This window comes from Ideonella sp. (genome assembly GCF_036277275.1).
Taxonomy (GTDB): domain Bacteria; phylum Pseudomonadota; class Gammaproteobacteria; order Burkholderiales; family Burkholderiaceae_C; genus Ideonella.
In genome coordinates this window covers 1-24,528 of the sequence record NZ_DASUNH010000083.1, presented here as the reverse complement: position 1 = coordinate 24,528, position 24,528 = coordinate 1, and the positions used below count along the sequence as shown (strand labels likewise).

Annotated in this window: 24 protein-coding genes; 11 read left to right on the top strand and 13 right to left on the bottom strand. The window is 67.4% G+C overall.

Annotated elements, in window-relative coordinates:
- Positions 1–25: 25 nt before the first annotated feature.
- The 3 genes from VFY73_RS14410 to VFY73_RS14400 form a co-directional block, all read right to left on the bottom strand.
- Positions 26–1,081 carry a 2-oxoacid:ferredoxin oxidoreductase subunit beta gene (locus tag VFY73_RS14410; protein WP_329719876.1) on the bottom strand — a complete coding sequence of 352 codons (1,056 nt, stop codon included), beginning with the start codon at positions 1,079–1,081 and terminating at the stop codon, positions 26–28.
- Positions 1,078–2,925, bottom strand: coding sequence for a 2-oxoacid:acceptor oxidoreductase subunit alpha (locus tag VFY73_RS14405; RefSeq protein WP_329719874.1), 1,848 nt, complete (start codon positions 2,923–2,925; stop codon positions 1,078–1,080). The genes VFY73_RS14410 and VFY73_RS14405 overlap by 4 nt, the downstream gene beginning before the upstream one ends.
- A gap of 166 nt (positions 2,926–3,091) precedes the next feature.
- Positions 3,092–4,927 (bottom strand): FAD-dependent oxidoreductase, encoded by a 1,836-nt coding sequence (locus tag VFY73_RS14400; RefSeq protein ID WP_329719872.1) that lies wholly within the window; start codon positions 4,925–4,927, stop codon positions 3,092–3,094.
- A 623-nt stretch (positions 4,928–5,550) separates the two neighbouring features.
- Here VFY73_RS14400 and VFY73_RS14395 point away from each other — a divergent pair.
- The 5 genes from VFY73_RS14395 (at position 5,551) to VFY73_RS14375 (ending at position 8,433) form a co-directional block, all read left to right on the top strand.
- Positions 5,551–6,126 carry a GbsR/MarR family transcriptional regulator gene (locus VFY73_RS14395; protein ID WP_329719870.1) on the top strand — a complete coding sequence of 192 codons (576 nt, stop codon included), beginning with the start codon at positions 5,551–5,553 and terminating at the stop codon, positions 6,124–6,126.
- A gap of 66 nt (positions 6,127–6,192) precedes the next feature.
- Positions 6,193–6,648 carry a DUF393 domain-containing protein gene (locus tag VFY73_RS14390; RefSeq protein WP_329719868.1) on the top strand — a complete coding sequence of 152 codons (456 nt, stop codon included), beginning with the start codon at positions 6,193–6,195 and terminating at the stop codon, positions 6,646–6,648.
- A 20-nt stretch (positions 6,649–6,668) separates the two neighbouring features.
- The gene (locus VFY73_RS14385; protein ID WP_329719867.1) at positions 6,669–7,055 is read left to right on the top strand and encodes a hypothetical protein; all 387 of its coding nucleotides are present in this window, start codon (positions 6,669–6,671) and stop codon (positions 7,053–7,055) included.
- Positions 7,052–7,978, top strand: a complete 927-nt coding sequence (locus VFY73_RS14380; RefSeq protein ID WP_329719865.1) for an NAD-dependent epimerase/dehydratase family protein — start codon at positions 7,052–7,054, stop codon at positions 7,976–7,978. The genes VFY73_RS14385 and VFY73_RS14380 overlap by 4 nt, the downstream gene beginning before the upstream one ends.
- A complete protein-coding gene (locus VFY73_RS14375; protein WP_329719863.1) occupies positions 7,957–8,433 on the top strand; it encodes a DUF2269 domain-containing protein in 477 nt (158 codons plus the stop codon). The genes VFY73_RS14380 and VFY73_RS14375 overlap by 22 nt, the downstream gene beginning before the upstream one ends.
- Positions 8,434–8,457: 24 nt before the next feature.
- On the opposite strand, the gene parC is transcribed toward VFY73_RS14375, so the two are convergent.
- From parC to VFY73_RS14350, 5 genes are all read right to left on the bottom strand, one after another.
- Positions 8,458–10,779, bottom strand: a complete 2,322-nt coding sequence (gene parC / locus VFY73_RS14370; protein WP_329719861.1) for a DNA topoisomerase IV subunit A — start codon at positions 10,777–10,779, stop codon at positions 8,458–8,460.
- Positions 10,780–10,836: 57 nt separating this feature from the next.
- A complete protein-coding gene (locus VFY73_RS14365) occupies positions 10,837–11,535 on the bottom strand; it encodes a lytic transglycosylase domain-containing protein (RefSeq protein WP_329719859.1) in 699 nt (232 codons plus the stop codon).
- A 146-nt stretch (positions 11,536–11,681) separates the two neighbouring features.
- Positions 11,682–12,227 carry a GNAT family protein gene (locus VFY73_RS14360; protein WP_329719857.1) on the bottom strand — a complete coding sequence of 182 codons (546 nt, stop codon included), beginning with the start codon at positions 12,225–12,227 and terminating at the stop codon, positions 11,682–11,684.
- Positions 12,228–12,432: 205 nt separating this feature from the next.
- On the bottom strand, positions 12,433–14,403 hold the full coding sequence (locus VFY73_RS14355; RefSeq protein WP_329719855.1) for a DNA topoisomerase IV subunit B: 1,971 nt from the start codon (positions 14,401–14,403) through the stop codon (positions 12,433–12,435).
- Between the two features lie 128 nt (positions 14,404–14,531).
- Positions 14,532–15,788, bottom strand: coding sequence for a D-amino acid dehydrogenase (locus VFY73_RS14350; protein WP_329719853.1), 1,257 nt, complete (start codon positions 15,786–15,788; stop codon positions 14,532–14,534).
- A 92-nt stretch (positions 15,789–15,880) separates the two neighbouring features.
- On the opposite strand from VFY73_RS14350, the gene VFY73_RS14345 reads away from it, so the two are divergent.
- The 5 genes from VFY73_RS14345 (at position 15,881) to bamC (ending at position 20,010) form a co-directional block, all read left to right on the top strand.
- The gene (locus VFY73_RS14345; RefSeq protein WP_329719851.1) at positions 15,881–17,113 is read left to right on the top strand and encodes an MFS transporter; all 1,233 of its coding nucleotides are present in this window, start codon (positions 15,881–15,883) and stop codon (positions 17,111–17,113) included.
- Positions 17,110–17,250 (top strand): hypothetical protein, encoded by a 141-nt coding sequence (locus VFY73_RS14340; protein ID WP_329719849.1) that lies wholly within the window; start codon positions 17,110–17,112, stop codon positions 17,248–17,250. The genes VFY73_RS14345 and VFY73_RS14340 overlap by 4 nt, the downstream gene beginning before the upstream one ends.
- Positions 17,251–17,261: 11 nt before the next feature.
- Positions 17,262–17,828, top strand: a complete 567-nt coding sequence (locus VFY73_RS14335) for a class I SAM-dependent methyltransferase (protein WP_329719847.1) — start codon at positions 17,262–17,264, stop codon at positions 17,826–17,828.
- Positions 17,829–17,853: 25 nt separating this feature from the next.
- The gene (gene dapA, locus VFY73_RS14330; RefSeq protein WP_329719845.1) at positions 17,854–18,735 is read left to right on the top strand and encodes a 4-hydroxy-tetrahydrodipicolinate synthase; all 882 of its coding nucleotides are present in this window, start codon (positions 17,854–17,856) and stop codon (positions 18,733–18,735) included.
- A 120-nt stretch (positions 18,736–18,855) separates the two neighbouring features.
- A complete protein-coding gene (gene bamC / locus VFY73_RS14325) occupies positions 18,856–20,010 on the top strand; it encodes an outer membrane protein assembly factor BamC (protein WP_329719843.1) in 1,155 nt (384 codons plus the stop codon).
- A gap of 193 nt (positions 20,011–20,203) precedes the next feature.
- Here the strand turns inward: bamC and VFY73_RS14320 are convergent, their stop codons facing one another.
- The 3 genes from VFY73_RS14320 to VFY73_RS14310 all read right to left on the bottom strand — a co-directional run bounded on the left by VFY73_RS14320 (position 20,204) and on the right by VFY73_RS14310 (position 22,203).
- On the bottom strand, positions 20,204–20,404 hold the full coding sequence (locus VFY73_RS14320) for a hypothetical protein (RefSeq protein WP_329719841.1): 201 nt from the start codon (positions 20,402–20,404) through the stop codon (positions 20,204–20,206).
- Positions 20,405–20,570: 166 nt separating this feature from the next.
- Positions 20,571–21,086: a hypothetical protein gene (locus VFY73_RS14315; RefSeq protein ID WP_329719839.1), complete on the bottom strand. Its 516-nt coding sequence runs from the start codon at positions 21,084–21,086 to the stop codon at positions 20,571–20,573.
- Positions 21,070–22,203, bottom strand: coding sequence for a cupin domain-containing protein (locus tag VFY73_RS14310; protein ID WP_329719837.1), 1,134 nt, complete (start codon positions 22,201–22,203; stop codon positions 21,070–21,072). Before VFY73_RS14310 ends, VFY73_RS14315 begins: the two co-directional genes overlap by 17 nt.
- 51 nt (positions 22,204–22,254) lie before the next feature.
- On the opposite strand from VFY73_RS14310, the gene VFY73_RS14305 reads away from it, so the two are divergent.
- Complete coding sequence (locus VFY73_RS14305; protein WP_329719835.1) at positions 22,255–22,776, top strand: peptidylprolyl isomerase; 522 nt, start codon at positions 22,255–22,257, stop codon at positions 22,774–22,776.
- 116 nt (positions 22,777–22,892) lie between these two features.
- Here the strand turns inward: VFY73_RS14305 and dut are convergent, their stop codons facing one another.
- Positions 22,893–23,345, bottom strand: a complete 453-nt coding sequence (gene dut / locus VFY73_RS14300; RefSeq protein ID WP_329719833.1) for a dUTP diphosphatase — start codon at positions 23,343–23,345, stop codon at positions 22,893–22,895.
- A complete protein-coding gene (coaBC, locus tag VFY73_RS14295) occupies positions 23,342–24,526 on the bottom strand; it encodes a bifunctional phosphopantothenoylcysteine decarboxylase/phosphopantothenate--cysteine ligase CoaBC (RefSeq protein WP_329719831.1) in 1,185 nt (394 codons plus the stop codon). The genes dut and coaBC overlap by 4 nt, the downstream gene beginning before the upstream one ends.
- Between the last annotated feature and the right edge of the window lie 2 nt (positions 24,527–24,528).

Below are 24,528 nucleotides of genomic sequence, written 5' to 3'. Positions count from 1 at the left end.
GCCAGGCACCTCGGAGCCGGTGGCATCAACGCAGGCCGGCGTTCAGCTTCACCAACGCCGCGGCGCCCGGGCAGAGATCGGCTTCACCCAGCGCGTTGAGTGGCCGCACCGTGGTCTTGAGGGCCTGGTGCAGGTCACCGGCTTCGGGATCGACATAGAGCAGCCCCGACACGATCTCGCCCTTCGCATGCTGGGCCATCAGGTACTCCATCGCCCGCGCCCGGTCGGTCGGGTCGTAGTCAGCGTGCAGCTTGCGCAAGCGCAGCGTGCTGCCATCGGGCTGCGGCAGGTCGATCGCTTCACCCGGTGAAGGCTCGGCGATCTGCTCCGGCGCGGGGTCGAGAAAGTCGATGCGGCTGACCGCCTCGTTGTGCTCGCGCACGTAGTCGTACGAGCGTGTGCTGCCCAGGTGGTTGTTGAAGGTCACGCAGGGGCTGATGATGTCGATGAAGGCCGCGCCACCGTGCGTGATCGCGCCCTTGATCAACGGCACCATCTGCGTCTTATCGCCCGAGAAGCTGCGCGCCACGTAGGTCGCCCCGAGCTGCAGCGCCATGCCGACCATATCGACCGGCGCGTCGGGGTTCGGCACGCCCTTCTTCGAGGTGGAGCCGCGGTCGGCGGTGGCCGAGAACTGGCCCTTGGTCAGGCCGTAGACGCCGTTGTTCTCGACGATGTAGACCATGCGCACGCCACGCCGCATTGCGTGGGCGAACTGGCCGAGGCCGATCGAGGCCGAATCACCGTCACCCGAGATGCCGAGGTACAGCAACTCGCGGTTCGCGAGATTCGCGCCGGTGAGCACGCTCGGCATGCGGCCGTGCACGGTGTTGAAGCCGTGGCTCGCGCCGAGGAAATAGTCGGGCGTCTTGCTCGAGCAGCCGATGCCCGAGAGCTTGGCCACGCGGTGCGGCGCGATGTCCAGCTCCCACGCGGCCTGCACGATCGCGGCCGAGACCGCGTCGTGCCCGCATCCGGCACACAGTGTCGAGACCTTGCCCTCGTAGTCGCGCCGCGTGTAGCCGACGGCATTGCGCTGCAGCGAAGGGTGATGGAGCTTCGGTTTGGCGAGGTAGGTCACAGCTTGGCTCCCTGCGGCGCAACCGCCAGCTTCAACACCCGTTCGGTGATCGCCTGCGTGATGAAGCGCGCGGTGATCGGCGTGCCGTCGTAGTGCAGCACCGGCGGCAGCCGCTTCGGGTCGATCTCCAGCTCGTCGATCAGCAGGCGCCGCATCTGGCCATCGCGGTTCTGCTCGACGACGAAGACCTGCTCGTGCGCCGCGATGAACTCCGCCACGCTGGCTGGGAACGGGAACGCGCGCAGCCGCATCGCATCCAGGTGAATGTGCTGGCCCGCCAGCGTGTGCAGCGCCTCGTCCATCGCCGGGGCGGTCGAGCCGAAGTACAGCACACCCAGCCGCGTCTTCTGCTGGGCTTCGCGAACGGCCGGCGCAGGCACCAGCGTCGCCGCCGTGGCGAACTTCTTCAGCAAGCGCTGCACGTTGTAGACGTAGTCCGGCCCGGCTTCGGAGTAGCGCGCATACGGGTCGCGCGTGGTGCCGCGGGTGAAGTAGGCGCCTTTCGACGGATGCGTCCCCGGCAGCGTGCGCCACGGGATGCCGTCGCCGTCCACGTCCTTGTAGCGGGCGAATTCCCTGCCGGCTTCCAGCTCGTCGGCCGTCATCACCTTGCCGCGGTCGTAGCGCCGCGAATCGTCCCAGGCCAACGGTGCAGCCAGGCGCTGGTTCATGCCGATGTCGAGATCCGTCATCAGGAAGACCGGTGTCTGCAGCCGATCGGCCAGGTCCAGCGAGGCGGCGGCGAACTCGAAGCATTCGGCCGGATCCTGGGGGAACAGCAGTACGTGCTTGGTGTCCCCGTGCGACGCATACGCACACGAGAGAATGTCCGCCTGCTGCGTGCGCGTGGGCATGCCGGTGGACGGGCCGCCGCGCTGCACGTTGATGATCGTGACCGGGATCTCGGCGAAGTAGGCCAGGCCGATGAACTCGGTCATCAGCGACACGCCCGGGCCCGAAGTGGCCGTGAAGGCGCGCGCGCCGTTCCAGCCCGCACCGGTGACCATGCCGATCGAGGCGATCTCGTCTTCGGCCTGCACGATCGCATAGCGGTGCTCACCGGTTTCCGGATCGACGCGGTACTTCTCGCAGTACTTCTGGAAAGCCTCGGCCACCGACGATGACGGCGTGATCGGGTACCAGGCACAGACGGTCGCGCCGCCATACACACAGCCCAGCGCTGCTGCGCTGTTGCCGTCGACGAAGATGCGGTCGCCCACAGCCTCGGCCCGCCGCACGCGCAAACCCAGCCCGGGCCCGCGCGGCGCACTCAGGTGATCGCGTGCGAATTCGCGCCCCGCATGCAGCGCGCGCACGTTCGACTCCAGCAACTTCTCCTTGCCGCGGTACTGCTCGGAGAACAGCTTCTCGATCACCGCCGCGTCAATGTCCATCAGCGCCGACAGCGCACCGAGCACCATGATGTTCTTGAACAGCTGGCGCTGGCGCGAGTCCTCGTAGGTGGCATTGCAGATCGCGGTGACCGGCATGCCGATCACCGTGATGTCCTTACGAAAGGCGCTCTCGGGAATCGGCCGGGTGCTGTCGTAGAACAGATAGCCGCCCGGCTCGACCTCGGCCACGTCCTGCGCCCAGGTCTGCGGATTCATCGCAACCATCAGGTCCACTCCCCCGCGGCGGCCTAACCAGCCCGCTTCGCTGACACGCACCTCGTACCAGGTCGGCAGGCCCTGGATGTTGCTCGGGAAGATGTTGCGCGGGCTGACGGGCACGCCCATGCGCAGGATCGCCTTGGCGAACAGCTCGTTGGCCGAGGCCGAACCCGAGCCGTTGACGTTGGCGAACTTGACGACGAAGTCGTTGACGGCTTCCACGCGATTCATGTGTGCCCCTCGTTCGATGAGTACATCGACCGGCCTTGCAGGCCGCGCTGACCCCAAGGGTTCAGCCCATCACCAGGCATGGGCCGTCCACTGGACGTCCCAAGTCCGGGTGAAGCCCCCGCGGGGATGCCGGTCGGCTCGGGAGCGGCCCAGCGCTCGACCGACTTCATTTCGAATGCACCCCCACCTGGCGGCCGCCGTGGCTGCGGCACGCGGCACCGGCCTGCGTCGTCTGCAGCAGGAACTTCTGCATGTCCCACGCGCCGGTCGGACATCGCTCGGCGCACAGCCCGCAGTGCAGGCAGACGTCCTCGTCTTTCACCATCACGCGCGCGGTCTTCAACGGCGGGCTCACGTACAGGTCTTGCGCCGTGTTCGGCGCCGGCGCCTGCAGCCGGCCGCGCAGGTCGGCCTCTTCGCCGTTGGTGGTGAAGCTGATGCAGTCCATCGGGCAGATGTCCACGCACGAGTCGCACTCGATGCAGGCCTTGGGCGTGAACACCGTCTGCACGTCGCAGTTCAGGCAGCGCTGCGCCTCCTTGAACGCCGTGGCTGCGTCGAAGCCCAGCTCGACCTCGACCCTGATGCTAGCCAGCGCCTTCTCGGCCGCCGTCCACGGCACCTTCGAACGCAGGTCGTTGGTGATCGCGTTGTCGTAGCTCCACTCGTGGATGCCCATCTTCTGCGACATCAGGTTCACGTGCGGCGGTGGCCGCTCGGTCACCGGTTCACCGTGCAGGAACTTGTCGATAGACACCGCCGCCTCGTGGCCGTGGGCGACCGCGGTGATGATGTTCTTCGGGCCGAACGCCGCATCGCCGCCGAAGAAGACATGCGGCAGGCTGGACTGCATCGTGTCGGCGCCGAGCTCCGGCAAGCCCCACTTGTCGAAGGCGATGCCGCAGTCCGGCTCGATCCACGGGAAGGCGTTTTCCTGGCCGACGGCGATCAGCACCTCGTCGCAGGGCAGCACGACATCCGGCTGGCCGGTCGGCACCAGCTCGCGCCGGCCCTTCGCGTCGTAACGCGCCTCGACGATCTCGAAGCGCATGCCGGTGAGCTTGCCATCCTCGATCTCGAACGATTTCGGCACGTGGTAGTTGAGGATCGGGATGCCCTCGTGCATCGCGTCTTCCTTCTCCCACGGCGAGGCCTTCATCTCCTCGAAGCCGCTGCGCACGATCACCTTCACGTCGCTCGCGCCCATGCGGCGCGCCGAGCGGCAGCAGTCCATCGCGGTGTTGCCGCCACCGAGCACGATCACCCGCGGCGCCACCTTCGTGACGTGGCCGAACGAGACGGAGGACAGCCAGTCGATGCCGATGTGGATCTGCTCCTTCGCCTCGTCGCGGCCGGGGATCTTCAGATCGCGCCCGCGCGGGGCGCCCGACCCGACGAAGATCGCATCCCAGCCCTCGGCCAGCAGCGCCTTCATCGACCCGATGTACTGGCCGCTGCGGAACTCGACGCCCAGCCCCAGGATGTAGCCGCACTCTTCGTCGATCACCGTCTCGGGCAGGCGAAAGCGCGGCACCTGCGTGCGCATGAAGCCGCCCGGCTTGGCATCGCCATCGAACACGGTGACTTCGTAGCCCTGGGTGGCCAAGTCGCGCGCCACCGTCAAAGAGGCTGGACCCGCACCAACACAAGCGACACGCTTGCCGTTGCGTGCCTCCGGGCGCGGCATGCGGGCTCGCACCTCGGCGCCCTTGAAATCGGCCGCCACCCGCTTGAGCCGGCAGATCGCCACCGGCTCGGGCTTCTCGGCGTTGCGCTCTTCGACACGCCCTCTTCGACAGGCCGGCTCGCAAGGCCTGTCGCACGTTCGCCCCAGGATGCCCGGGAAGACGTTGGACACCCAGTTGACCATGTAGGCGTCGTCGTAACGACCCTGGGCGATCAGCCGGATGTACTCCGGCACGGGCGTGTGGGCAGGACATGCCCACTGGCAATCGACGACCTTGTGGAAGTAGGCCGGATCCGCCACGTTGGTGGGTTGCACGGGCGCAGTCTCCTGAAGCCGGAGTGGCTGCGCGCGCCAGGATCTCTGCCGCTGTCGCCGCACCCCGATCACCTTGGGTCGGCCCAGTCTACTCCTGCCCGTGCGAACGTCCGTAGGCCGGCAATGCGATGGCAGCCAGGATGCCGACCACGAAGATCACCGGCAGCACCGTGCCGAGGCACAGGGTTCAGCTTCCCCACCTCTTCGCTGCCGGGATGCGTGTCAGCCACCACGGCATTGGCGCGGCCTAAGGATTGATCGAAGTCGTCATTCGGTTCTCCCTCCGTGATAGGCGACCCGCGCACGCTACATGCACCCGAGCGGCCCAGCGAACCGGGGAGCACGCAAACGCCCCCGGTCACCGGCGAATGGTGGCGTAGTGCACACCCTCTCCTCGCCGCCACCTTTGGTGGCACGGCAGCGCGTTCGACCCCAGCAACCCCTGCCACTGGCGCGCCTTCGCAGGCCACTGTGGATGGCAGCGGGCGATGGGGTGACGTTCAGGTGAACGTCCAACGAGAGCCTGGGCGTCACTCCATCGCCCGCCGTTACAACGACAGCCGCACATAGGAGTCGTCAATTTCTCTATTGACAGAAATTAAAGAAGAGATACGCTGACGGCCATGGAACTCAGCGAAACCGGCCGCCGCTTCGTCGTCCACTGGGGCGAAATGGGCTCTGCCTGGGGCGTCAACCGCACGGTGGCGCAGATCCACGCGCTGCTCTTCTTCCACGGCAAGCCGCTCAACGCCGAGGAGATCAGCGACACACTCGCCGCCGCGCGCTCCAACGTCAGCACAAGCCTGAAGGAGCTGCAGAACTGGAACCTGATCCGCGTCACCCAGGTGCTGGGCGACCGGCGGGACTACTTCGAAACCTCGCACGACGTGTGGGAGCTGTTCCGCACCATCGTGCGTGAGCGCAAGGAGCGGGAGTTCGACCCGACGTCCCGATTGCTTCACGAGCTGGTGTCGCAGCCCTCGTTCCAGCAGGAGCCGCCGGACGTGCAGGACCGCCTTCGCGAGACGCAACGCTTCATGGAAGCGCTCGGCGCCTGGTCCGACGAGATGCTCAGGCTCACCCCCGCCACGCTGGAGAAGGTGCTGGGCCTGGGCGCCAAGGTGCAGAAGTTCCTGCGCAATCCGGAGCCAGGCGTCGTGCCCCCCGAGCCGACGAACCTGCCGCCGCCTCTCTTCTGAGCCTGCCCGCCCCCCTTTTTTTGCCCACATACTTCTGTCAATACCGAAATTTCAGAAGAATAGAACATGACCACCAGCCCCGGCCTCTACCCGCTGACGCTGTACTACGAGTCGGCCTGCGCGCTGTGCAACGGCGAGATGACCAACCTGATGCTGCGCAACACCGAAGGCAAGCTGCGCTTCGTCGATGTGTCGGCGCCCGATTTCGACAACCCGCCGCCCGGCACGACGCTGGAAGACTTGCTCGAGCTGATCCACGCCCAGACGGCGGACGGCCGCGTGCTGCGCGGGGTCGAGGTGTTCCTCCACGCCTACCGCGCCGTCGGGCTCGGCTGGGTCGTCGAGCCGACGCGCTGGCCCGTGTTCGGCAGCCTGGCCGACCGGCTCTACCCGGTGCTCGCCCGCAACCGACACAAGGTGCCACGGGTCGTCAGCCGGCTGCTGTTTGAAACGGCCACGCGCCGCGCCGCGCAACGGGCGGCGCAGCAACGCTGCACGCCCGGCGACACCTGCACGCGCTGAAATCAACCAAGGAGATGTCCATGAGCCCTCTCACCACCTTCACCCTCTCGCTGACGCTCGCTAGCCTCTTGCCCATCGTTGCCGTGCGCTACCTCGAGCCAATCCTCGTCAAGGTGCTGCGCGGCCTTTGCGATGCAGAGGGCGGCGCCGAGTTCTGGGTCCGCTCGGCCTACCTGCTGGCCGTCAGCGGCACGCTGGTGCTGCTGCTGAGCTTCGGCCGCTTCGAAGACACGGTGGACCCGGTCGACGCACTGCGCCGCACGCTGTGGCTGGTGCTGGCCGGCGTCTTCATCACCGTCGCCTTCATCGCCAGCCGCGTCTGGCGCCAGGTCGCGCCGCTGCTGCTGCCGAAGAAGCCGCTGCCGGCAGCGCCGGCTACTGCGGTCACTGCCGGGAGCGCCTCATGAAGATCCTGGTCTGCGGCGCACGTGGCTTCATCGGCCGGCACATCGCCGCGGCGCTGCGCACGGCCGGGCACGAGGTACTGGGCACCGTCTCGAGCCAGCCAGGCCCTGGCGAACTACAAGTGGATTTCGCCCGCGACACGAAGCCCAGCACCTGGCTGCCCCGGTTGGCCGATATCGATGCGGTGGTCAACGCCGTCGGTGTGCTGCGCGATTCGTCTCGACGGCCGATGGGCGCCATTCATCTGCTGACCCCGATGGCGCTGTTCGCTGCGTGCGCCCAGGCCGGCGTCCGGCGCGTCGTGCATGTGTCAGCCCTCGGCATCGATGGCGGCTCGACAACCTATGCCCACACCAAGCTCGTCACCGAGCGCCAGTTGCTGGAGCGTAGCACCCGCGGCGAGCTCGACGGCGTGGTGCTGCGGCCCAGCGTGGTCTACGGGCCGGGCGGCGCCAGCAGCCAGCTGTTCGACAGGCTGTCGCAGTTGCCGGTGCTGCCTCTGCCAGCCGCCGCCGTCAACGCCAGGATCCAGCCAATCCATGTGAGCGATCTGGCCGAGGGTGTGGCCCGGCTGGTCACCGACCCGTCGTCAGGCCTCGGCACCATCAACGTGACGGGGCCCCGTGCCCTGACACTCGCCGCCTTCATCGGCGAACTGCGCGCACAAAGAGGCCGGGCACCGGCGCGCATTTGGGCAATACCGGCGCAGTGGACAAGCCTGTCGGCCCGCCTCGGTGACGCACTGCCGATCACGCCCTGGGGCACCCAGACGCTGGCGCTGCTGTCGATCGACAACACGGCCGACCCCGGCCCGTTCCGTGCGGTACTGGGCCGCGAAGCCATGGACCCATCGCAGTTCAACGGGTCGTCGAGCCCCATGGCCGAACCGACAGGAACACCGGCATGTCCGCCTACCTCATCCTGAAATGGCTGCACGTCCTGTCGAGCGTGCTGCTGGTCGGCACCGGCTTCGGCACGGCCTTCTACTGCTTCTTCGTCAACCGCGGCGGCAACCTGCAGGCACAGGCGGTGGTGAACCGCCTGGTCGTGCGGGCCGACACCTGGTTCACCACGCCGGCTGCGATCTTCCAGCCCCTGTCGGGCATCGCGTTGGCGCACCTGGCCGGCTGGCCGCTCGGCACACCCTGGCTGGCCACCTCGATCGCACTGTTCGCGCTGGCCGGCGCCTGCTGGCTGCCGGTGCTGTGGCTGCAATGGCGCATGGCGCAGATGGCCGAGGCCGCTGCCGCACAAGGCAGCGCGCTGCCACCGGCCTTCGCCCGCTGCGCGCGCCAGTGGGAGCTGCTGGGCTATCCAGCCTTCGCCGCGATGCTCGGCGTGTTCTACCTGATGGTGGCCAAGCCGGCGCTGTGGGGATGACTCAGAGCCCGAAAAGCTCTCCGGTCAGCCCGCGATCACCCGCATCGGCTTGACGATGCCTTCGACTTTGTGACCCTTGCGCGCCCGCTTTCCGATGTGGCCGGCGAGCGAGGCGCCCTTGAGCAGCTCGTCCTTCGCCTTGCCGCCGCGGCCGGTGCCGAGCACGCGTAGCGTCTCACCGCAGGTCGTCACCGACAGCAGCGGGTCCTTCGCGTCCACATCCATCAGCGTCAGGCCACGGCCGCCCTTGGACTGCAGCTTCAGCTCGCTCAACGGATAGACCAGCAGCCGGCCGCTGAGCGACAGGCAGGCCACCTGGCCATGCGTCTGGCCGACGGCAGAAGGCGGCAGCACATGCTCCTTGTCTTCCAGCGTGAGGAAGCTCTTGCCGCCGCGCTGGCGCGTGGCCAGGTCGGCGCAGCGTGCCAGCAGGCCGAAACCGCCGGTGTTGGCCAGCAGCAGCGTCGTCTCGGCCGCGCCGGCAAAGTAGTGCGCGGGTTGCGAGCCGGCTTCCAGATCGATCAGCGAGGTGACCGGCTGGCCGTCACCGCGGCCGCCCGGCAGGCTGGCCACCGCCACGTTGTAGACGCGACCATTGGTGCCGAACACATAGAGCGTGTCGACCGAGCGGCATGGGAACGCGCCGTACAGCGCATCACCGGCCTTGAAGCTCTGCGTCGCCGGGTCGATCTCGTGGCCCTTGAGTGCCCGCACCCAGCCCTTCAGGCTGACGATCACCGTCACCGGCTCGTCGACGATCTTCACTTCGGCGACCGCGCGCTTTTCTTCCTGGATCAGCGTGCGGCGCTCGTCGCCGTACTGCTTCGCGTCGGTCTCGATCTCCTTGATCATCGTGCGGCGCAGCGCCGCCGGGCTGCCGAGGATCTCTTCGAGCTTGTTGCGCTCTTCGCGCAGGCCTTTCAACTCCTGCTCGATCTTGATCGCCTCCAGCCGCGCCAGTTGGCGCAGACGGATGTCGAGGATGTCTTCGGCTTGGGCGGTGCTGAGCTTGAAGCGCTCGATCAGCGCGGCCTTCGGCTCGTCCGCATTGCGGATGATGTGGATGACCTCGTCGATGTTCAGCAGCACCAGTTGCCGGCCTTCGAGGATGTGGATACGGTCAAGCACCTTTTGCAGCCGGTGCTGCGAGCGGCGTTGCACCGTCGTCTGGCGGAAGGCGATCCACTCGACGAGCATCTGCCGCAGGCTCTTCTGCGTCGGCCGGCCGTCGATGCCGACCATCGTCAGGTTCACCGTCACGCTCGATTCGAGGCTGGTGTGCGCGAGCAGCGTGTTGATCAGCTCCTGCTGCCCGACCGTCCGGCTCTTGGGCTCGATGACGAGGCGCACCGGCGCGTCCTTGCTGGACTCGTCGCGCACAGTGTCGAGCATGGCCTGCATGACACCCTTGAGCTGCGTCTGCTCCGCCGTCAGCGTCTTCTTGCCGGCCTTGACCTTCGGGTTGATCAGCTCCTCGATCTCTTCCTGCACCTTCTGCGAGCTGCTGCCCGGCGGCAACTCGGTGACCACCAGCTGCCACTGGCCGCGGGCGAGGTCCTCGATCTTCCAGCAGGCGCGCACCTTCAGCGAGCCGCGGCCGCTGGCGTAGGCGGCGCGGATCTCGGCCGCGCTGGAGATGATCTGGCCCCCGCCCGGGAAATCGGGCCCCGGGATCAGCGTGTGCAGCTCATCGTCGCTGAGCTTCTCGTTGCGGATCAGCGCGACAGCGGCCGCGGCAACCTCGCGCAGGTTGTGGCTCGGGATCTCGGTGGCCAGACCCACCGCGATGCCCGACGCACCATTGAGCAGCGAGAACGGCAGGCGTGCCGGCATCAGGCGTGGCTCTTCTTCGCTGCCGTCGTAGTTCGGCATGAAGTCGACCGTGCCTTCGTCGATCTCGTCGAGCAGCAGGCGCGCGATCGGGGCGAGACGCGCTTCGGTGTATCGCATCGCCGCGGCGCCGTCGCCATCGCGGCTGCCGAAGTTGCCTTGGCCGTCGATCAACGGGTAGCGCAGGCTGAAGTTCTGCGCCATGCGCACCAGCGCGTCGTAGGCGGCCTGGTCGCTGTGCGGGTGGTACTTGCCGAGCACGTCGCCAACGACCTTGGCGCACTTGACCGGCTTCGGGCCGCTGGCGGTGGTGAAGCCCAGGCCCAGGCGGTCCATCGCGTAGAGGATGCGTCGCTGCACCGGCTTCGAGCCGTCGCACACATCGGGCAACGCCCGTCCCTTGACGACGCTGAGCGCGTATTCGAGGTAGGCGCGCTCGGCGTAGTGGGCCAGCGTGATCGCGTCGCCACCACCATCGCCGCCATCGGGCGTAAAGGTCAAGGGAGTCTGTTCCATCGTCATGTTTCTCGGAAGATCAATTCAGTGCCGGCAGCGGCGGCGCGACGCTGCGGGTCAGTGCGTGCCCGGCTCCGCGCTGGCCACCGGCCCGGTCAGGCGCAGCTCACGCGCCCGGCCCAGCTGGCGCTGCTGCAGCAGCGCCCAATACAGCTCCAGCACCATGTGCACGTGCGAGCGTGTTTCGGCGATTTCGGGCAGTTGGCCGCCGCTTCGCCGCACCCGGCCCTCGCCGGCATTCCACGCGGCCAGCGCCAGGTGCATGCCGCCGAAGCGGCGCGACAGGTCGGCGAGCATCCGCGCGCCGATCAAGATGTTGCTGCGCGCATCTCGCAGGTGCTCGTCCACCGGCCGCGCTGCCGCTTCCGCGCGCGTCAGGTAACGCTCGGCCGTCGCTGGCGTGATCTGCATCAGGCCGACCGCCCCCTTGGGCGACACGCTGTCGCCCTTGTAGCCCGATTCGACGGTGATCACGGCCTTCAGCAATTCGGCGTCGACGCCGGTGGCTAGCTCGGCCTCGCGCAACCAAGGCTGCGCCGCCTTGACCTCGGGCGCGAACTCCAGCCAGGTCAGCAGTTTGCTGCGCGTCATCGTCTTGCCAGGAACCCGGTCGGTCTCGCTCGCCTCGCGGCCTCGCAGCACCAGCGCGTAGCGCGAGTCCACCGCGTGGTCGGCGACGTGCGCCACGCCGGCGCCATCGACATAACCCCAAACCTCGCCGCCGCCAGCGGCACAAACGGGCGCGGCAGCAATCATCGCGAGCAGCGCCGCAACCCAAGCAAGTCGCTTGCGCGGATCCGGCTTTGCCGGTCTGCTGCAAGTGTCCCCCTGGGGGGCCGAGGGGCTGGGCCGCTGGCCCTGCACGGCCTGCAAGGCAGCGACCGGCAGGGAGCGTGGGGGCTTCATGTCAACCCTTCCAGCGGTGCTTCCAGCCCCATTGCACGCCGGGCCTGGTATTCGCGGTCCAGCAGGCTCATCACGACCAGCGTGTCGTAGCCGTCGGCGCCGTCGATCTCCACCCGCACGCTTTCGCGCAGGCGGCCCTCGGTGACGAAACCTTCGCTCTCGTAGAGCGCCAGCGCACGGGTGTTGAGCGACTTCACATCGAGCCAGAAACGGTGCGCCCCCAGGTCGCTGAAGGCCATCGACTTCAGGCGCCGCACGCAAGCCCGGCCCAGGCCCTGGCCCTTGGTCTGCAGCACGATGCGCTTGAGCTCGACACTGCGGTGCTGGTTGCGGCAACCTTGCAGGATCACGAAGCCGAGCCGGTCATGGCTGTCGCCCGCCTCGACGATGAAATGGCGAAAGTCGGGAAAGCGGATCGCGCCCTCGTGCTGCGTGCGGTCCCACGGCGTGATGAACGGCAAGTTCTGCTGGTCACGCTCGATCGCGACGACAGCATCCAGGTCCGACACCATCGTCGGCCGCAGCAACACACGACTCACCATGTCAGGCCCACCCAACGGGCGCGCAGCAGCGCCGCCCGCTTCAAGTGGCGTGCGTGGATCCGGCTTTGCCGGTCCACTGCGCGAGCCCCCCTGGGGGGCCGAGCCCGGACACGAACAGTCCTGAGGACTGTTCGTGCCTGGCGAGGGGCCGGGCCTCTGGCCCGGCGCGGCCTGCAAGGCAGCGACCGGAAGGGAGCGTGGGGGCTCAAATGTCCACCTCGACGGTGTCGCCGTGGAGCTCCATCAGCTCGCGTCTTGCCTGGGCTTCACCCTTGCCCATCAGCTTGGTCAGCGATTCGGTGGTGGCTGCGCTGTCGAGTGCGCCGTAGCCCACGCGCAGCAGCCGGCGGGTGTCGGGGTTCAGCGTGGTGTCCCACAGCTGCTCGGCGTTCATTTCGCCCAGGCCCTTGAAGCGGCTGATGGCCCAGCTGTTCTCGCGTGCGCCTTCCTTGCGCAGTTTGTCGAGCGCAGCGTCGAGTTCGCCGTCGTCCAGCACATAGAGCTTGGCTGCTGGCTTCTTGCCGCGCGTCGGTGCATCGACTCGGTACAGCGGCGGCTTGGCGACGTAGATGTGACCCGTCTCGATCAGCTTCGGGAAATGGCGGTAGAACAGCGTGAGCAGCAGCACCTGGATGTGTGAGCCGTCGACGTCCGCGTCCGACAGGATGCACACCTTGCCGTAGCGCAAGCCCGAGAGATCGGGCGAATCGTTCGGCCCGTGCGGATCGACCCCGACCGCCACCGAAATGTCGTGAATCTCGTTGTTCTTGAACAGCAGGTCGCGCTCGACCTCCCAGGCGTTCAGCACCTTGCCTCGCAGCGGCAGGATGGCCTGGGTTTCCTTGTTCCGGCCCATCTTGGCCGAGCCGCCGGCCGAGTCGCCCTCGACCAGGAACAGCTCGTTCAGGTTCAGGTCGCGGCTTTCGCAATCGGTCAGCTTGCCGGGCAGGACCGCCACGCCCGATCCCTTGCGCTTCTCGACCTTCTGGCTTGCGCGCTGGCGCGTCTGCGCCTGCTTGATCACCAGCTCAGCCAGCTTCTTGCCCCAATCGACATGCTGCGAAAGCCACAACTCCAGCGCCGGCTTGACGTAGGCGGAGACGAGCCGCAGCGCATCGCGGCTGTTCAGGCGTTCCTTGGTCTGGCCCTGGAACTGCGGGTCCAGCACCTTGGCGGAGAGCACGAAGCTCGCGCGCGAGAACACGTCCTCGGGCATCAGCTTGACGCCCTTGGGCAGCAGCGAGTGCATCTCGATGAAGCCCTTGATCGCGCCGAACAGGCCGTCCTTCAAGCCCGCCTCGTGCGTGCCGCCAGCGACCGTGGGGATCAGGTTGACGTAGCTTTCGCGCAGCAGGTTGCCTTCTTCGGTGAAGGCCACGCACCAGGCCGCGCCCTCGCCTTCGGCGAAGTTCTCGGTCTCGCCTTTGTCGGCGTAGTGCTCGCCCTCGAACAGCGGGATCATCGGATCCGCCGGCAGCGACTGCTGCAGGTAGTCGCGCAGGCCGCCCTTGTAGGCCCAGGTCTGCGTCTCACCGGTCTTCTCGCTCGTCAGCGTGACAGTCACGCCGGGCATCAGCACCGCCTTGCTGCGCAGCAGGTGCATCAGCTCGTGGCGCGGCAGCTCGGCGCTTTCGAAGTACTTGGCATCGGGCCAGACGCGCACCGAGGTACCTTGCTTGCGCTCACCCGATACCGACTTGCGCGTCGTCAGCGGCTCGATCACATCGCCGCCAGAGAAGGCCAGGCTCGCGCACTGGCCCTCGCGCCACACCGCCACCTGCAGCCGCTTGGCCAGCGCGTTGGTCACGCTGACGCCCACGCCGTGCAGACCGCCGGAGAAGCTGTAGGCGCCACCGGAGCCCTTGTCGAACTTGCCGCCAGCGTGCAGCCGGGTGAAGACAATCTCGACCACCGGCACCTTTTCTTCCGGGTGCAGGCCGAAGGGGATGCCGCGACCATCGTCGTCGATGCTGACCGAGCCGTCGGTGTGCTGGGTGACGGCGATGCGTTTGCCAAAGCCGGCGAGCGCCTCGTCGGCGGCGTTGTCGATCACTTCTTGCACGATGTGCAAGGGGTTGTCGGTGCGGGTGTACATGCCGGGCCGCTGCTTGACGGGCTCCAAGCCCTTCAGCACGCGGATCGACGCCTCACCGTAGTTCACGGGTGTCTGAGCCATAGGGGCGTGATTCTAGGGAGGCGGGTCGGCCACCCCCCGGCCAAAGCCCCCTGCCGGCGGTCAGGGCGTGTAAAGCTGCCGTCGGCCGAGCGACAGGCCGCCTTCCAGCCGGCCGGAGGCCGACCTCTTCAGCGGTAGCGATCCAGCGTCAGGCCGTCGAGCGAAATCTCGGGCTTTCGGCCCGACACGAGGTCAGCGATGACGCGGCCGGTGCCGGCCGCCATCGTCCAGCCCAGCGTGCCATGGCCGGTGGCCAGCAGCAGGTTCGGCACCTTGGTCGGGCCGACCAGCGGCGTGCCGTCGGGCGTCATCGGGCGCAGGCCGCACCAGAAGCTGGCTTTCGACACATCGCCGCCGGTGGGGAAGAGGTCGGTCACCACGTGGGTCAGCGTTTCGCGCCGAGCCTCTCGCAAGGCCAGGCTGAAACCGGCAATTTCGGCCGTGCCGCCGACACGGATGCGGTCGCCCAGCCGCGTCACCGCCACCTTGTGGGTTTCGTCCATCACGGTCGATTCGGGCGCACCCTTCGGGTCGGTGATCGGCACCGTGATCGAGTAACCCTTGATCGGGTAGACCGGCAGGTCCAGGCCCAGCGGCGCCACCATCTGCGGCGTGAAGCTGCCGAGCGCGGCCACATAACGGTCCGCCACCAGGGTGCCGGCACTGGTGTGCACGCCGGTCACCTGCCGGCCGTCGTGTTCGATGCAGTCGATCCGGGTGCCGAAATGAAAGCGCACGCCCAGCGCCTTGGCCATCTCGGCGAGCCGGGTCGTGAATAGCTGGCAGTCGCCGGTTTCGTCGCCCGGCAGGCGCAGCGCGCCGACGAACTTCTCTTGCGTCAGCTTCAGCGCGGGCTCTACCTGGAGGAAGCCGGGTTTGTCCAGCACCTCGTAGGGCACCCCGTAAGCCTTCAGGATCTCGATGTCCTTGGCGGTGCCGTCGAGCTGCTTCTGCGTGCGAAACAGCTGCAGCGTGCCGAGGGCACGGTCGTCGTAGGTGATGCCGGTCTCGGCACGCAAGGCCTTCAAGCAGTCGCGGCTGTATTCGGCGATCGGCACCATCCGGCTCTTGTTCAGCGCATAGGCCTTCTCGGTGCAGTTGGCCAGCATGCGAAAGCCCCAGCGCCACATGGCCGGGTCCAGCAAGGGCCAGATCACCAGCGGGCTGTGCCGCATCACCATCCACTGAATGGCCTTCAGTGGCACGCCGGGCCCGGCCCAGGGTGATGAGTAACCGGGTGAGACCTCGCCGGCGTTGGCGAAGCTCGTTTCCAGTGCCGGGCCGGGTTGACGGTCGACCACTGTCACCTGGTGCCCGGCCTTGGCCACGTAGTAGGCGATGCTCGTCCCGATCACGCCGCTGCCCAGCACCAACACGCTCGCCATGCCCACCCTCCTCGCAAAACTGCAATCCGCATCTGCAGGCCCGCATCCGCCCACACTGCATGTGGCGATGATTCTTCCGCTAAATTGCTCCGATGCCTACCCACCCTAACTCACAGCGGCCCACGCTGTCCATGACCCAGGTGCTGCTGTGCGGCGCCGCGATCGTCACGCTCTCGATGGGCATCCGCCACGGCTTCGGGCTGTGGCTGGCGCCGATCACGATGGACCGGGGCTGGTCGCGCGAAACCTTTGCGTTCGCGATCGCGATCCAGAACATCGCGTGGGGCGTGGCTGGGCCGTTTGCGGGAATGCTGGCCGACAAGTTTGGCGCCTTTCGGGTGTTGGCGGTCGGCTCGTTGCTCTATGCGGCGGGCCTGGTCGGCATGGCCTTGTCGACCTCGGGCCTGGCCTTCACCGGCTCCACCGGGTTGCTGCTGGGCATGGCCCAGTCGGGCACCACCTACGCGGTGGTCTACGGCGTGATCGGCCGCAACGTGGCGCCTGAGAAGCGCTCGTGGGCGATGGGCGTGGCGGCCGCGGCCGGCTCGTTCGGCCAATTCCTGATGGTGCCGGTGGAGAACTGGCTGATCGGCGCCTGGGGCTGGCAAAGCGCCTTGTTCATCCTCGGCTGCCTGTCGCTGGCGATCGTGCCGCTGGCCATCGGCCTGCGCGAACCGGTCCAGGCCACCCACAGCGGCCCGCAACAAAGCATCGGCGCCGCGCTGAAAGAGGCGATGGCCTACCCGAGCTTCCGCTGGCTGATGGCCGGCTATTTCGTCTGCGGCTTCCAGGTCGTTTTCATCGGCGTGCACATGCCGAGTTACCTGAAGGACAAGGGCATGACGCCCGATGTGGCGACCACCGCGCTGGCGCTGATCGGCCTGTTCAATGTCTTCGGCACCTACACCGCCGGGGTGCTCGGCCAGCGCCTGGCCAAGCGGCACATCCTGTCGGCCATCTACCTGGCGCGCTCGGTGGCCATCGTCGCGTTCCTGGCGGTGCCGATCAGTCCGGCCAGCGTCTACGTCTTCGCGTCGGTGATGGGTTTCCTGTGGCTGTCGACGGTGCCGCCAACCAACGCAGTGGTCGCGCAGATCTTCGGCGTGCAGTACATGTCGATGCTCGGCGGCCTGGTCTTTTTCAGCCACCAGGTCGGCTCGTTCATGGGCGTGTGGCTGGGTGGCCGGCTGTACGACACCACCGGCAGCTACGACATCGTCTGGTACCTGGCGATCGCGCTGGGCGTGTTCGCGGCCCTGGCCAACCTGCCGGTGCGCGAAACGCCGATCGTGCGGGCCGCCCCGTTGGAGCCCGTTGCCGCATGAACCCTGACCGTTGTCGCCCTTGGCTACGTCGCGCCGCGTTGGCGGGCGCCGGGCTGCTGCTGGCGCTGGTGTTCATGGCCTACCAGAGCCCGCACACGGTGGTCGACCTGGCGAACCGGGTCTGGGCCTGCTTTTGAGCGCACCGACGATGCACGGTACCGGCCAGCCCAGCGACTGGCTGCTCCGCTGGGCCCCGCTGCTGCCGGCCGGTGGCACGGTGCTGGACCTGGCTTGCGGCAGCGGTCGTCATGTGCACTGGTTGGCCAGCCAAGGTTTTCGGGTGACGGCGGTCGACCGCGACGCTGCGGCGGTCGAGCCCTTGCGTCCGGTGGCCGAGGTGATCGTCGCCGACATCGAAGGCGGCCCCTGGCCCTTGGCCGGACGTTCGTTCGATGCCGTGCTGGTCACCAACTACCTCTGGCGCCCGCTCTGGCCGGCGATCGGCGCGGTGGTGGCGCCTGGCGGGTGGCTGCTTTACGAAACCTTTGCCGCCGGCCATGAGCGGCTGGGCCGGCCGTCGCGGCCTGACTTTCTGTTGCAACCCGGTGAGCTGCTGCGCGTCGGCGACGGGCTGGGCCTGCGCGTGGTGGCCTACGAAAGTGGCCAGTTGGCCGACCCGCCGCGCATCGTGCAGCGCATGGTCGCCCAGCGCCCCGGCGCGGGCCGCGAGGCTGCCGCGCCGCTGCTGGCCGGGAGCCGCCCGCCAGGTGGCTAAAATCGGCCGGTTGCAAGGAACCCTGATGAAACCGATTGTTGGCAGCATCGTCGCCCTGGTGACGCCGATGCACGAGGACGGCAGCGTCGACTACGCCGCGTTGCGCGCCCTGATCGACTGGCACATTGCCGAAGGCACCGACTGCATTGGCGTGGTCGGCACCACCGGTGAATCGGCCACCGTGTCGGTGGAGGAGCACTGCGAGATCATCCGCGTTGCCGTCGAGCACGCGGCCGGCCGCGTGCCCATCATGGCTGGCGCGGGCGCAAACTCGACCGCCGAGGCGATCAACCTGTCGCGCTATGCGAAAGAGGTCGGCGCCGATTGCACGCTGCAGGTCGTGCCCTACTACAACAAGCCTTCGCAGGAAGGCATCTACCGCCACTTCAAAGCGATCTCCGAGGCGGTGGACATCCCGATGGTGCTTTACAACGTGCCGGGGCGCACGGTGGCCGATATGCAGCACGACACCGTGCTGCGCCTGGCCCAGCTGCCCCGCATCATCGGCATCAAAGAAGCCACCGGCAACATCGAGCGCGCCGCGTGGCTGATCAAGCATGTGCCGAAGGGCTTCTCGGTCTATTCAGGCGACGACGGCACCGCGGTGGCCTTGATGCTGCTGGGTGGTCAAGGCAATGTCAGCGTCACCGCCAACGTAGCCCCGCGCCAGATGCACGAGATGTGCATGGCTGCGATCGCGGGCGATGTGAAGCGCGCCCGCGAGATTCACCTTGGCCTGCTGGCACTGCATCGCCAGCTGTTCTGCGAACCCAGCCCGGCGCCCGCCAAATGGGCGCTGTCCCAAATGGGCCGCTGCCGCGCCGACGTCCGCCTGCCGCTGACGGAACTCACCGGGGCCGGCCAGGCTCTGGTGGGCAGCGCGCTGCGCGAATGTGGCCTTGTCTGATCCTGGTGGCCTGTCCCGCCCGTCGCAATGACAGTTACTTGCGGGACAGGACACTCGCCCGCTCCCCTCAAACCGAAAACCTCTGGAACAGCCGCTGCGCGCGGTGGCTGGCGACACGACATGCATTGCAAGAAACCTGACTTCGTGATCACGCCGCTGCGTGCCGGTGTGCTCCTGCTGGCTTTCGGCCTGGGCGGCTGTTCCCTGCTGAGCGACACCACGCCCGGCAACGACTCGCTGGATTACCGCAGTGGCGCCACCAAGACGCCGACGCTCGAAGTGCCGCCCGACCTGACCCCGCTGGCACGCGATGGCCGCTACCTGCCCCAAAGCGGCTCGGTCAGCGCATCGGCCCTGGCCAGCGGCACGGCACGCCCTGCGGTCGATGCTGGCGCACCGTCGGTCGCGATCCAGAAGGCGGGCGACGTGCACCTGGAGCGCGCCGGCGACCAGCGCTGGATCGTCAGCCCGCAAACGCCCGACCAGCTGTGGCCCAGGGTTCGCCAGTTCTGGCTGGACCGCGGTTTCACGATTGCGCGCGAAGACGCCGAAGCCGGGACGCTCGAAACAGGCTGGGCCGAGAACCGCGCCAAGCTGCCGAACGACATCGTCCGCCGCACGATCGGCTCGGTCGTCAGCGGCCTGTTCGACACCGGCGAGCGTGATCGCTTCATGATGCGCATGGAGCGCGGCACCAACGGCACCGAGATCTACATCGCCCACCACGGCATCGAAGAAAAGGTGATGGGCCGCAACGCCAGCGAAGAAGTGAAATGGTCTGCCCGCCCGGCTGACCCGCAACTCGAACGTGAGATGCTGACCCGGCTGATGATCAGCCTGGGCGCCAAGGACGAGGTGGCGCGCGCCGAAGTTGCCGCCGCCAGCGGCACAGCCCCGGCGCCGAAGGCCCGCGTGGTCAGCGGCAAGCCCGGCGCCACGCTGGAAGTGGACGACGCCCTGGAACGCGCCTGGCGCCGCATCGGCCTGGCGTTGGACCGCGGCGGTTTCACCGTCGAAGACCGCGACCGCAACCAGGGCCTGTACTTCGTGCGCTTCGTCGACACCAAGGAAGCAGCGAAAGACGAGCCCAACTTCTTCACCCGCTGGTTCAGCGGCGACGACCAGGCCGCCAAGGCGTTGAACCGTTACCGCATCCAGGTCAAGGCTGAGGGCAATGGCACGCAGGTCACGGTGCTGAACTACAAGGGTGAGCCCGACAACTCGGCCAACGCGCAGAAGATCGTGTCGCTGCTCGCAGACGAGCTGAAATTGTGAGTTCCCGCGCCCCCTCTCGGGGGCTGCCTTGCAGGCCGCGCAGCGGACCGGCCAAGCCGGCCCCGCGCACGCCACTTGATTGGCGGCGGCGCGACGCGCACCCAGGAAGAACTCTCCACAAACAACAAAGCCGCCCGAGGGCGGCTTTGTTGTTTGCAGAACCCCGGCCGCAAAGCCCGGGTGCTGGCTCCAATTACTTGCTGGCGGCTTCCGAAGCGGGCGCGGCAGCAGCCGGCACTTCCGAAGCGGCGGGCATGGCGGCCGAAGCGGCTTCCACAGCCGAGGTAGCGACCGGGGCCGGAGCGACCACCGGAGCGGGAGCCTCTTCCTTCTTGCCGCAAGCGACCAGAGCAGCAACAGCGACGAGGGAAGCCAACAGGAGCGACTTGTTCATGAATGTCCTCAAACTATGATTCGAACAATTACCGGTAATTTTGGAAGCTCGCTGTTCGTGCGCGCCTCCTCCTCGAGACAGACCAGAAAACACTCGAGCGCTCGAGACACTCAAGCTGAAGTCTTCTGTGCCTAGCCTTACATTATAGCCACGCTAGGGGGGATCCCTAGAGTCCCAGTGTGACGGCGGGGAAGGCCTCGGACGATCGTTGCAAAATTACATCGACCTCCTCGTGCGCGCGCTGCACATCGGGGCCGTCGACGCGCACGTAACCGCGCATCCGTTCGAGGTCCAGCAACCTCAGCACGGCCAGGTGATCGGCCAGCAACAGCGTCGGCATGTCGGGCCCCGCCATCTCTTGCGGCGAGCGGCACGAGAGCACATGCGAGAAGTTCTGACGCCAGCGTGTCAAGCGCGGCATGGCCCGCCGCACACGCTCGAAGTCATGCCCGATCCAGGTGATGTGCGCACCCGGCGTGCGAGCCCAATGCGTCAAGGCATCGATCAGTTCCGGCTCGTCAAGCGGCCAGTCCGCATAGTCGGGTGACACCCACCACAGGTGCCGCACGCCAGCGGTCGATGCATTCAGGATGAAGCCGCGCACGGCCGCCTGAAACTCGGCCCGCGCCGCAATCGGCCCTGCCGGAAAGTGCTTGCGTTGATCGTCAGTGCTGCTGTTCATCGCCATGGGCCCAACCGGCTTCCACCCAGTCCTCCAACAACTCGCGCGCGGGTCCGCTGAGCTTGGCCACCGAGCGCGCATCGAGATGCCGCATGTCGGCCAGCGACTGCATCAGCCTGGCGTCGCGGCCCGAGGCCTGGAAGGATTCGCCATTGATGAAGACATGCCGAGTGTCGTACATCATGCGCGTGCGCGCATCCAGGCGAACACCCTGCCCGTCAGGCAGCGCGCCGCCGCCATCGAACCAGACGATGGACTTGGGTTCGGTCAGCGACTCGCCCAAAGCACACGCCAGGCTGTTGGCGTCATTCAGCGCATCGATCACCGCCTTGGCCGCGAAAGTCTGCAGTGCTTCAGGGATGCGACCCGGCGTGGCCGTTGCGCTACCGGCCGGGTCTTTGTAGTGACGCTCGTCGGCGAGCGGTTCGAGCGCATCGGTCATGCGCTGCAGCACCTCGCGCGCCAATTCGGTCGGCATGGGCGTGCGAAAGCCGATCGAGCAGGTCATGCAATCGGCGCCGACGGCGACCCCGTCGTGGCCCCAACCTGGCGGCACATACAACATGTCGCCCGGCTCCAGCAGCCACTCGTCGGTGAGCTCGAAGTTCGCCAACAGCTTGACCGGCACGCCATCGACCAGGCTTGAGTCTCTCACCGGCCCGACGCGCCAACGCCGCCGGCCATGGACCTGGAGCAGAAAGACGTCGTACGAATCAAGGTGCGGGCCGACGCCGCCGCCATCGCTGGCGTAGCTGATCATCAGGTCGTCCAGCCGCGCCTCGGGCACGAAGCGAAAGCGCGACAGCAACTCGTGCGCCGCGGGCACATGCAGGTCCAACCCTTGCACCAGCAACGTCCAACCTGCTTGGCTCAGCGGGGGCAGTTGGCGGCGGTTGAACGGGCCGTGGCGCAGCTTCCAGCCGCCCTTCCCGCTCGACACCAATCGCGATTCGACATCGTCGCGGCCGGCCAACCCGAACAGCTCGGCGCGTGCGATCGGCGCTTGCACATCAGGCACCGCCTGGCGGATCAGGCAGGGCTTCTTTTGCCAATATCGGCGCATGAACTGCTGCGGCGACAGGTCACCGAGCAGCGTGAGTTTCTGGTCTACATCCATCGAAGGATTGTCGCTTGCCGAACCCGGCACGCCATGTGCGATCATTCTTCGATGGATATCACTTCTCCCTGCGTCGTCACGTTGATCTGGACGCTGTCGGACGCTCAGGGCCAGCTCATCGACGAGCTCAACGAGCCGGTCGAGTTTCTTTATGGCGGCGACGATCTGCTGCCCAAGGTCGAAGAGGCGTTGGCCGACCAGTCGGTGGGCTTCGAAGCCCAGCTGCACCTCGAGCCCGAGCAGGCGTTCGGCGACTACGACGCCGACCTGGTCTGCTATGAAGAGCGAACGTTGTTCCCCGACGCCATCGAGCCCGGCATGCAGATCGAGGGCCTGCCCGAAGGCGCCACCACCGAGGGCATGCCCGACGACCTGGTCTACACAGTCACCGAGGTCTATCCCTCGCACGTCGTGCTGGACGCCAACCACCCGCTCGCCGGTATGGCGCTGCGCATCCAGCTCAAGGTGATGGACGTGCGTGAGGCGACCGAGGCCGAAGTGGGCGCGGGCACGGTGGGCGATTCGCCGCTGTCGGTGCTGAACGGCGCACCGCCCGACGAACCACTGCACTGAATTGAGGCCCCCACGCCCGCTCCGGCGGGCTGCCCCCCAAAGGGGCTCGCGCAGCGGACCGGCGGAGCCGGATCCGTGCACGCCACTGATGAGCTGCGCTGCGCGCGCCTGTTAGGTCAACTTCTGCCGCTGGAGCCGAAGCCGCCTTCGCCGCGGTCAGTCTCTTCGAAGCTGTCAACGCGGCGGAAGGTGGCCTGCACGACCGGCACGATGACCATCTGCGCGATGCGCTCCATCGGCTGGATGGTGAAGGCGGTCTGGCCGCGGTTCCAGCAGCTGACCATCAGTTGGCCCTGGTAGTCGCTGTCGATCAGGCCGACCAGATTGCCCAGCACGATGCCGTGCTTGTGGCCCAGGCCCGAGCGCGGCAGGATCATCGCCGCCAGCCCGGCGTCTTCGATGTGGATCGCGAGGCCCGTCGGGATCAGCGCAGTCTGGCCGGGGGCCAATTCGACCGCGTCGTCGAGACAGGCCCGTAGGTCCAGGCCCGCGCTGCCGGGGGTCGCATAGGCCGGCAGCTGGCTGGCCATGCGCTCGTCCAGCACCTTGATGTCGATGGTCGTGTTCACTTGAAAGTCTTGAGTCGTTCGGCGATCTCGCGCACCAGCTCGCGCGCGAGTTGCAGCTTGCTGGCTGTTGGCAGTTCACGGTGGCCCTGCGCGTCCACCAGCAGCAGCGTGTTGTCGTCCTGGCCGAAGGTGGCCGGCCCCAGGTTGCCGGCGATCAACGGCACGCCTTTGCGCAACCGCTTGGCCTGCGCATGGACCAGCAGATCATGGCTCTCGGCCGCAAAGCCGACGCAGTAAGGCGGCTTCGGCAACCGCGCGACAGCGGCCAGGATGTCGGGGTTCTCGACCATCTCGATGGCCGGAGGGCGGCCGCTGCCGTCCTTCTTGATCTTGTGTTCATGTGGCGCCGCAGGCCGCCAGTCGGCGACCGCTGCGGTGGCGATGAACACGTCGTGCGCACCGGCCACCGGCAGCACCGCATCTTGCATCTGCTGCGCGCTTTGCACGTCGGTACGCATCACGCCGCGCGGCGTCGGCAGCGCGACCGGGCCGGCCACCAGCGTGACCTGGGCCCCCGCCTCGCGCGCGGCACGGGCGAGCGCAAAGCCCATCTTGCCGCTGGACCGATTGGTGATGCCGCGCACCGGGTCGATCGCCTCGAAGGTCGGACCCGCAGTGATCAGCACCCGCTTGCCGGCCAGCCGCTTGGGCTGGAAGAAGGCGATCAGCTCCTCGGCCAGCGTCTCTGGCTCGAGCATGCGGCCATCACCGATCTCGCCGCAAGCCTGGTCGCCAGCGTCCGGGCCCAGCAACGTGGTGCCGTCGGCCCGCAGTTGCGCCGCGTTGCGCTGTGTGGCCGGGTGGGCCCACATCTCGCGGTTCATCGCTGGCGCGATCAGTAGCGGGCAGCGTTCGATCGGCCGCGCCAGGCACATCAGCGACAGCAAGTCGTCCGCGCGCCCTTGCACCAGCTTGGCCATGAAATCGGCGCTCGCCGGCGCCACCAGCACCGCATCGGCCTCTTGAGAAAGCGACGGGCCGCCCCTAGCTTTCTCGCCCCCCTCGGGGGGCAGCCGACGCACCGCGTCGGCCGGGGGGCGCTGTCGAGTGAGGTTGATGTGGGCCATGTTGTTCGGCTCGCGCGTATCCCACTGGCTGGTATAGACGGGCCGATTCGACAAGGCCTGAAGCGTCACCGCGGTGATGAAGACCTCGGCGGCCTCGGTCATCACCACCTGCACCG

Coding starts and splice junctions, on each gene's coding strand:
- bamC (WP_329719843.1), top strand. CDS start 18,856: ATGCATTGCAAGAAACCTGACTTCGTGATCACGCCGCTGCGTGCCGGT.
- VFY73_RS14375 (WP_329719863.1), top strand. CDS start 7,957: ATGTCCGCCTACCTCATCCTGAAATGGCTGCACGTCCTGTCGAGCGTG.
- VFY73_RS14390 (WP_329719868.1), top strand. CDS start 6,193: ATGACCACCAGCCCCGGCCTCTACCCGCTGACGCTGTACTACGAGTCG.
- VFY73_RS14360 (WP_329719857.1), bottom strand. CDS start 12,227: ATGGTGAGTCGTGTGTTGCTGCGGCCGACGATGGTGTCGGACCTGGAT.
- dapA (WP_329719845.1), top strand. CDS start 17,854: ATGAAACCGATTGTTGGCAGCATCGTCGCCCTGGTGACGCCGATGCAC.
- VFY73_RS14310 (WP_329719837.1), bottom strand. CDS start 22,203: ATGGATGTAGACCAGAAACTCACGCTGCTCGGTGACCTGTCGCCGCAG.
- VFY73_RS14385 (WP_329719867.1), top strand. CDS start 6,669: ATGAGCCCTCTCACCACCTTCACCCTCTCGCTGACGCTCGCTAGCCTC.
- VFY73_RS14405 (WP_329719874.1), bottom strand. CDS start 2,925: ATGAATCGCGTGGAAGCCGTCAACGACTTCGTCGTCAAGTTCGCCAAC.
- VFY73_RS14320 (WP_329719841.1), bottom strand. CDS start 20,404: ATGAACAAGTCGCTCCTGTTGGCTTCCCTCGTCGCTGTTGCTGCTCTG.
- VFY73_RS14380 (WP_329719865.1), top strand. CDS start 7,052: ATGAAGATCCTGGTCTGCGGCGCACGTGGCTTCATCGGCCGGCACATC.
- parC (WP_329719861.1), bottom strand. CDS start 10,779: ATGGAACAGACTCCCTTGACCTTTACGCCCGATGGCGGCGATGGTGGT.
- VFY73_RS14365 (WP_329719859.1), bottom strand. CDS start 11,535: ATGATTGCTGCCGCGCCCGTTTGTGCCGCTGGCGGCGGCGAGGTTTGG.
- VFY73_RS14335 (WP_329719847.1), top strand. CDS start 17,262: ATGCACGGTACCGGCCAGCCCAGCGACTGGCTGCTCCGCTGGGCCCCG.
- VFY73_RS14345 (WP_329719851.1), top strand. CDS start 15,881: ATGCCTACCCACCCTAACTCACAGCGGCCCACGCTGTCCATGACCCAG.
- VFY73_RS14315 (WP_329719839.1), bottom strand. CDS start 21,086: ATGAACAGCAGCACTGACGATCAACGCAAGCACTTTCCGGCAGGGCCG.
- VFY73_RS14340 (WP_329719849.1), top strand. CDS start 17,110: ATGAACCCTGACCGTTGTCGCCCTTGGCTACGTCGCGCCGCGTTGGCG.
- VFY73_RS14350 (WP_329719853.1), bottom strand. CDS start 15,788: ATGGCGAGCGTGTTGGTGCTGGGCAGCGGCGTGATCGGGACGAGCATC.
- VFY73_RS14395 (WP_329719870.1), top strand. CDS start 5,551: ATGGAACTCAGCGAAACCGGCCGCCGCTTCGTCGTCCACTGGGGCGAA.
- VFY73_RS14355 (WP_329719855.1), bottom strand. CDS start 14,403: ATGGCTCAGACACCCGTGAACTACGGTGAGGCGTCGATCCGCGTGCTG.
- VFY73_RS14305 (WP_329719835.1), top strand. CDS start 22,255: ATGGATATCACTTCTCCCTGCGTCGTCACGTTGATCTGGACGCTGTCG.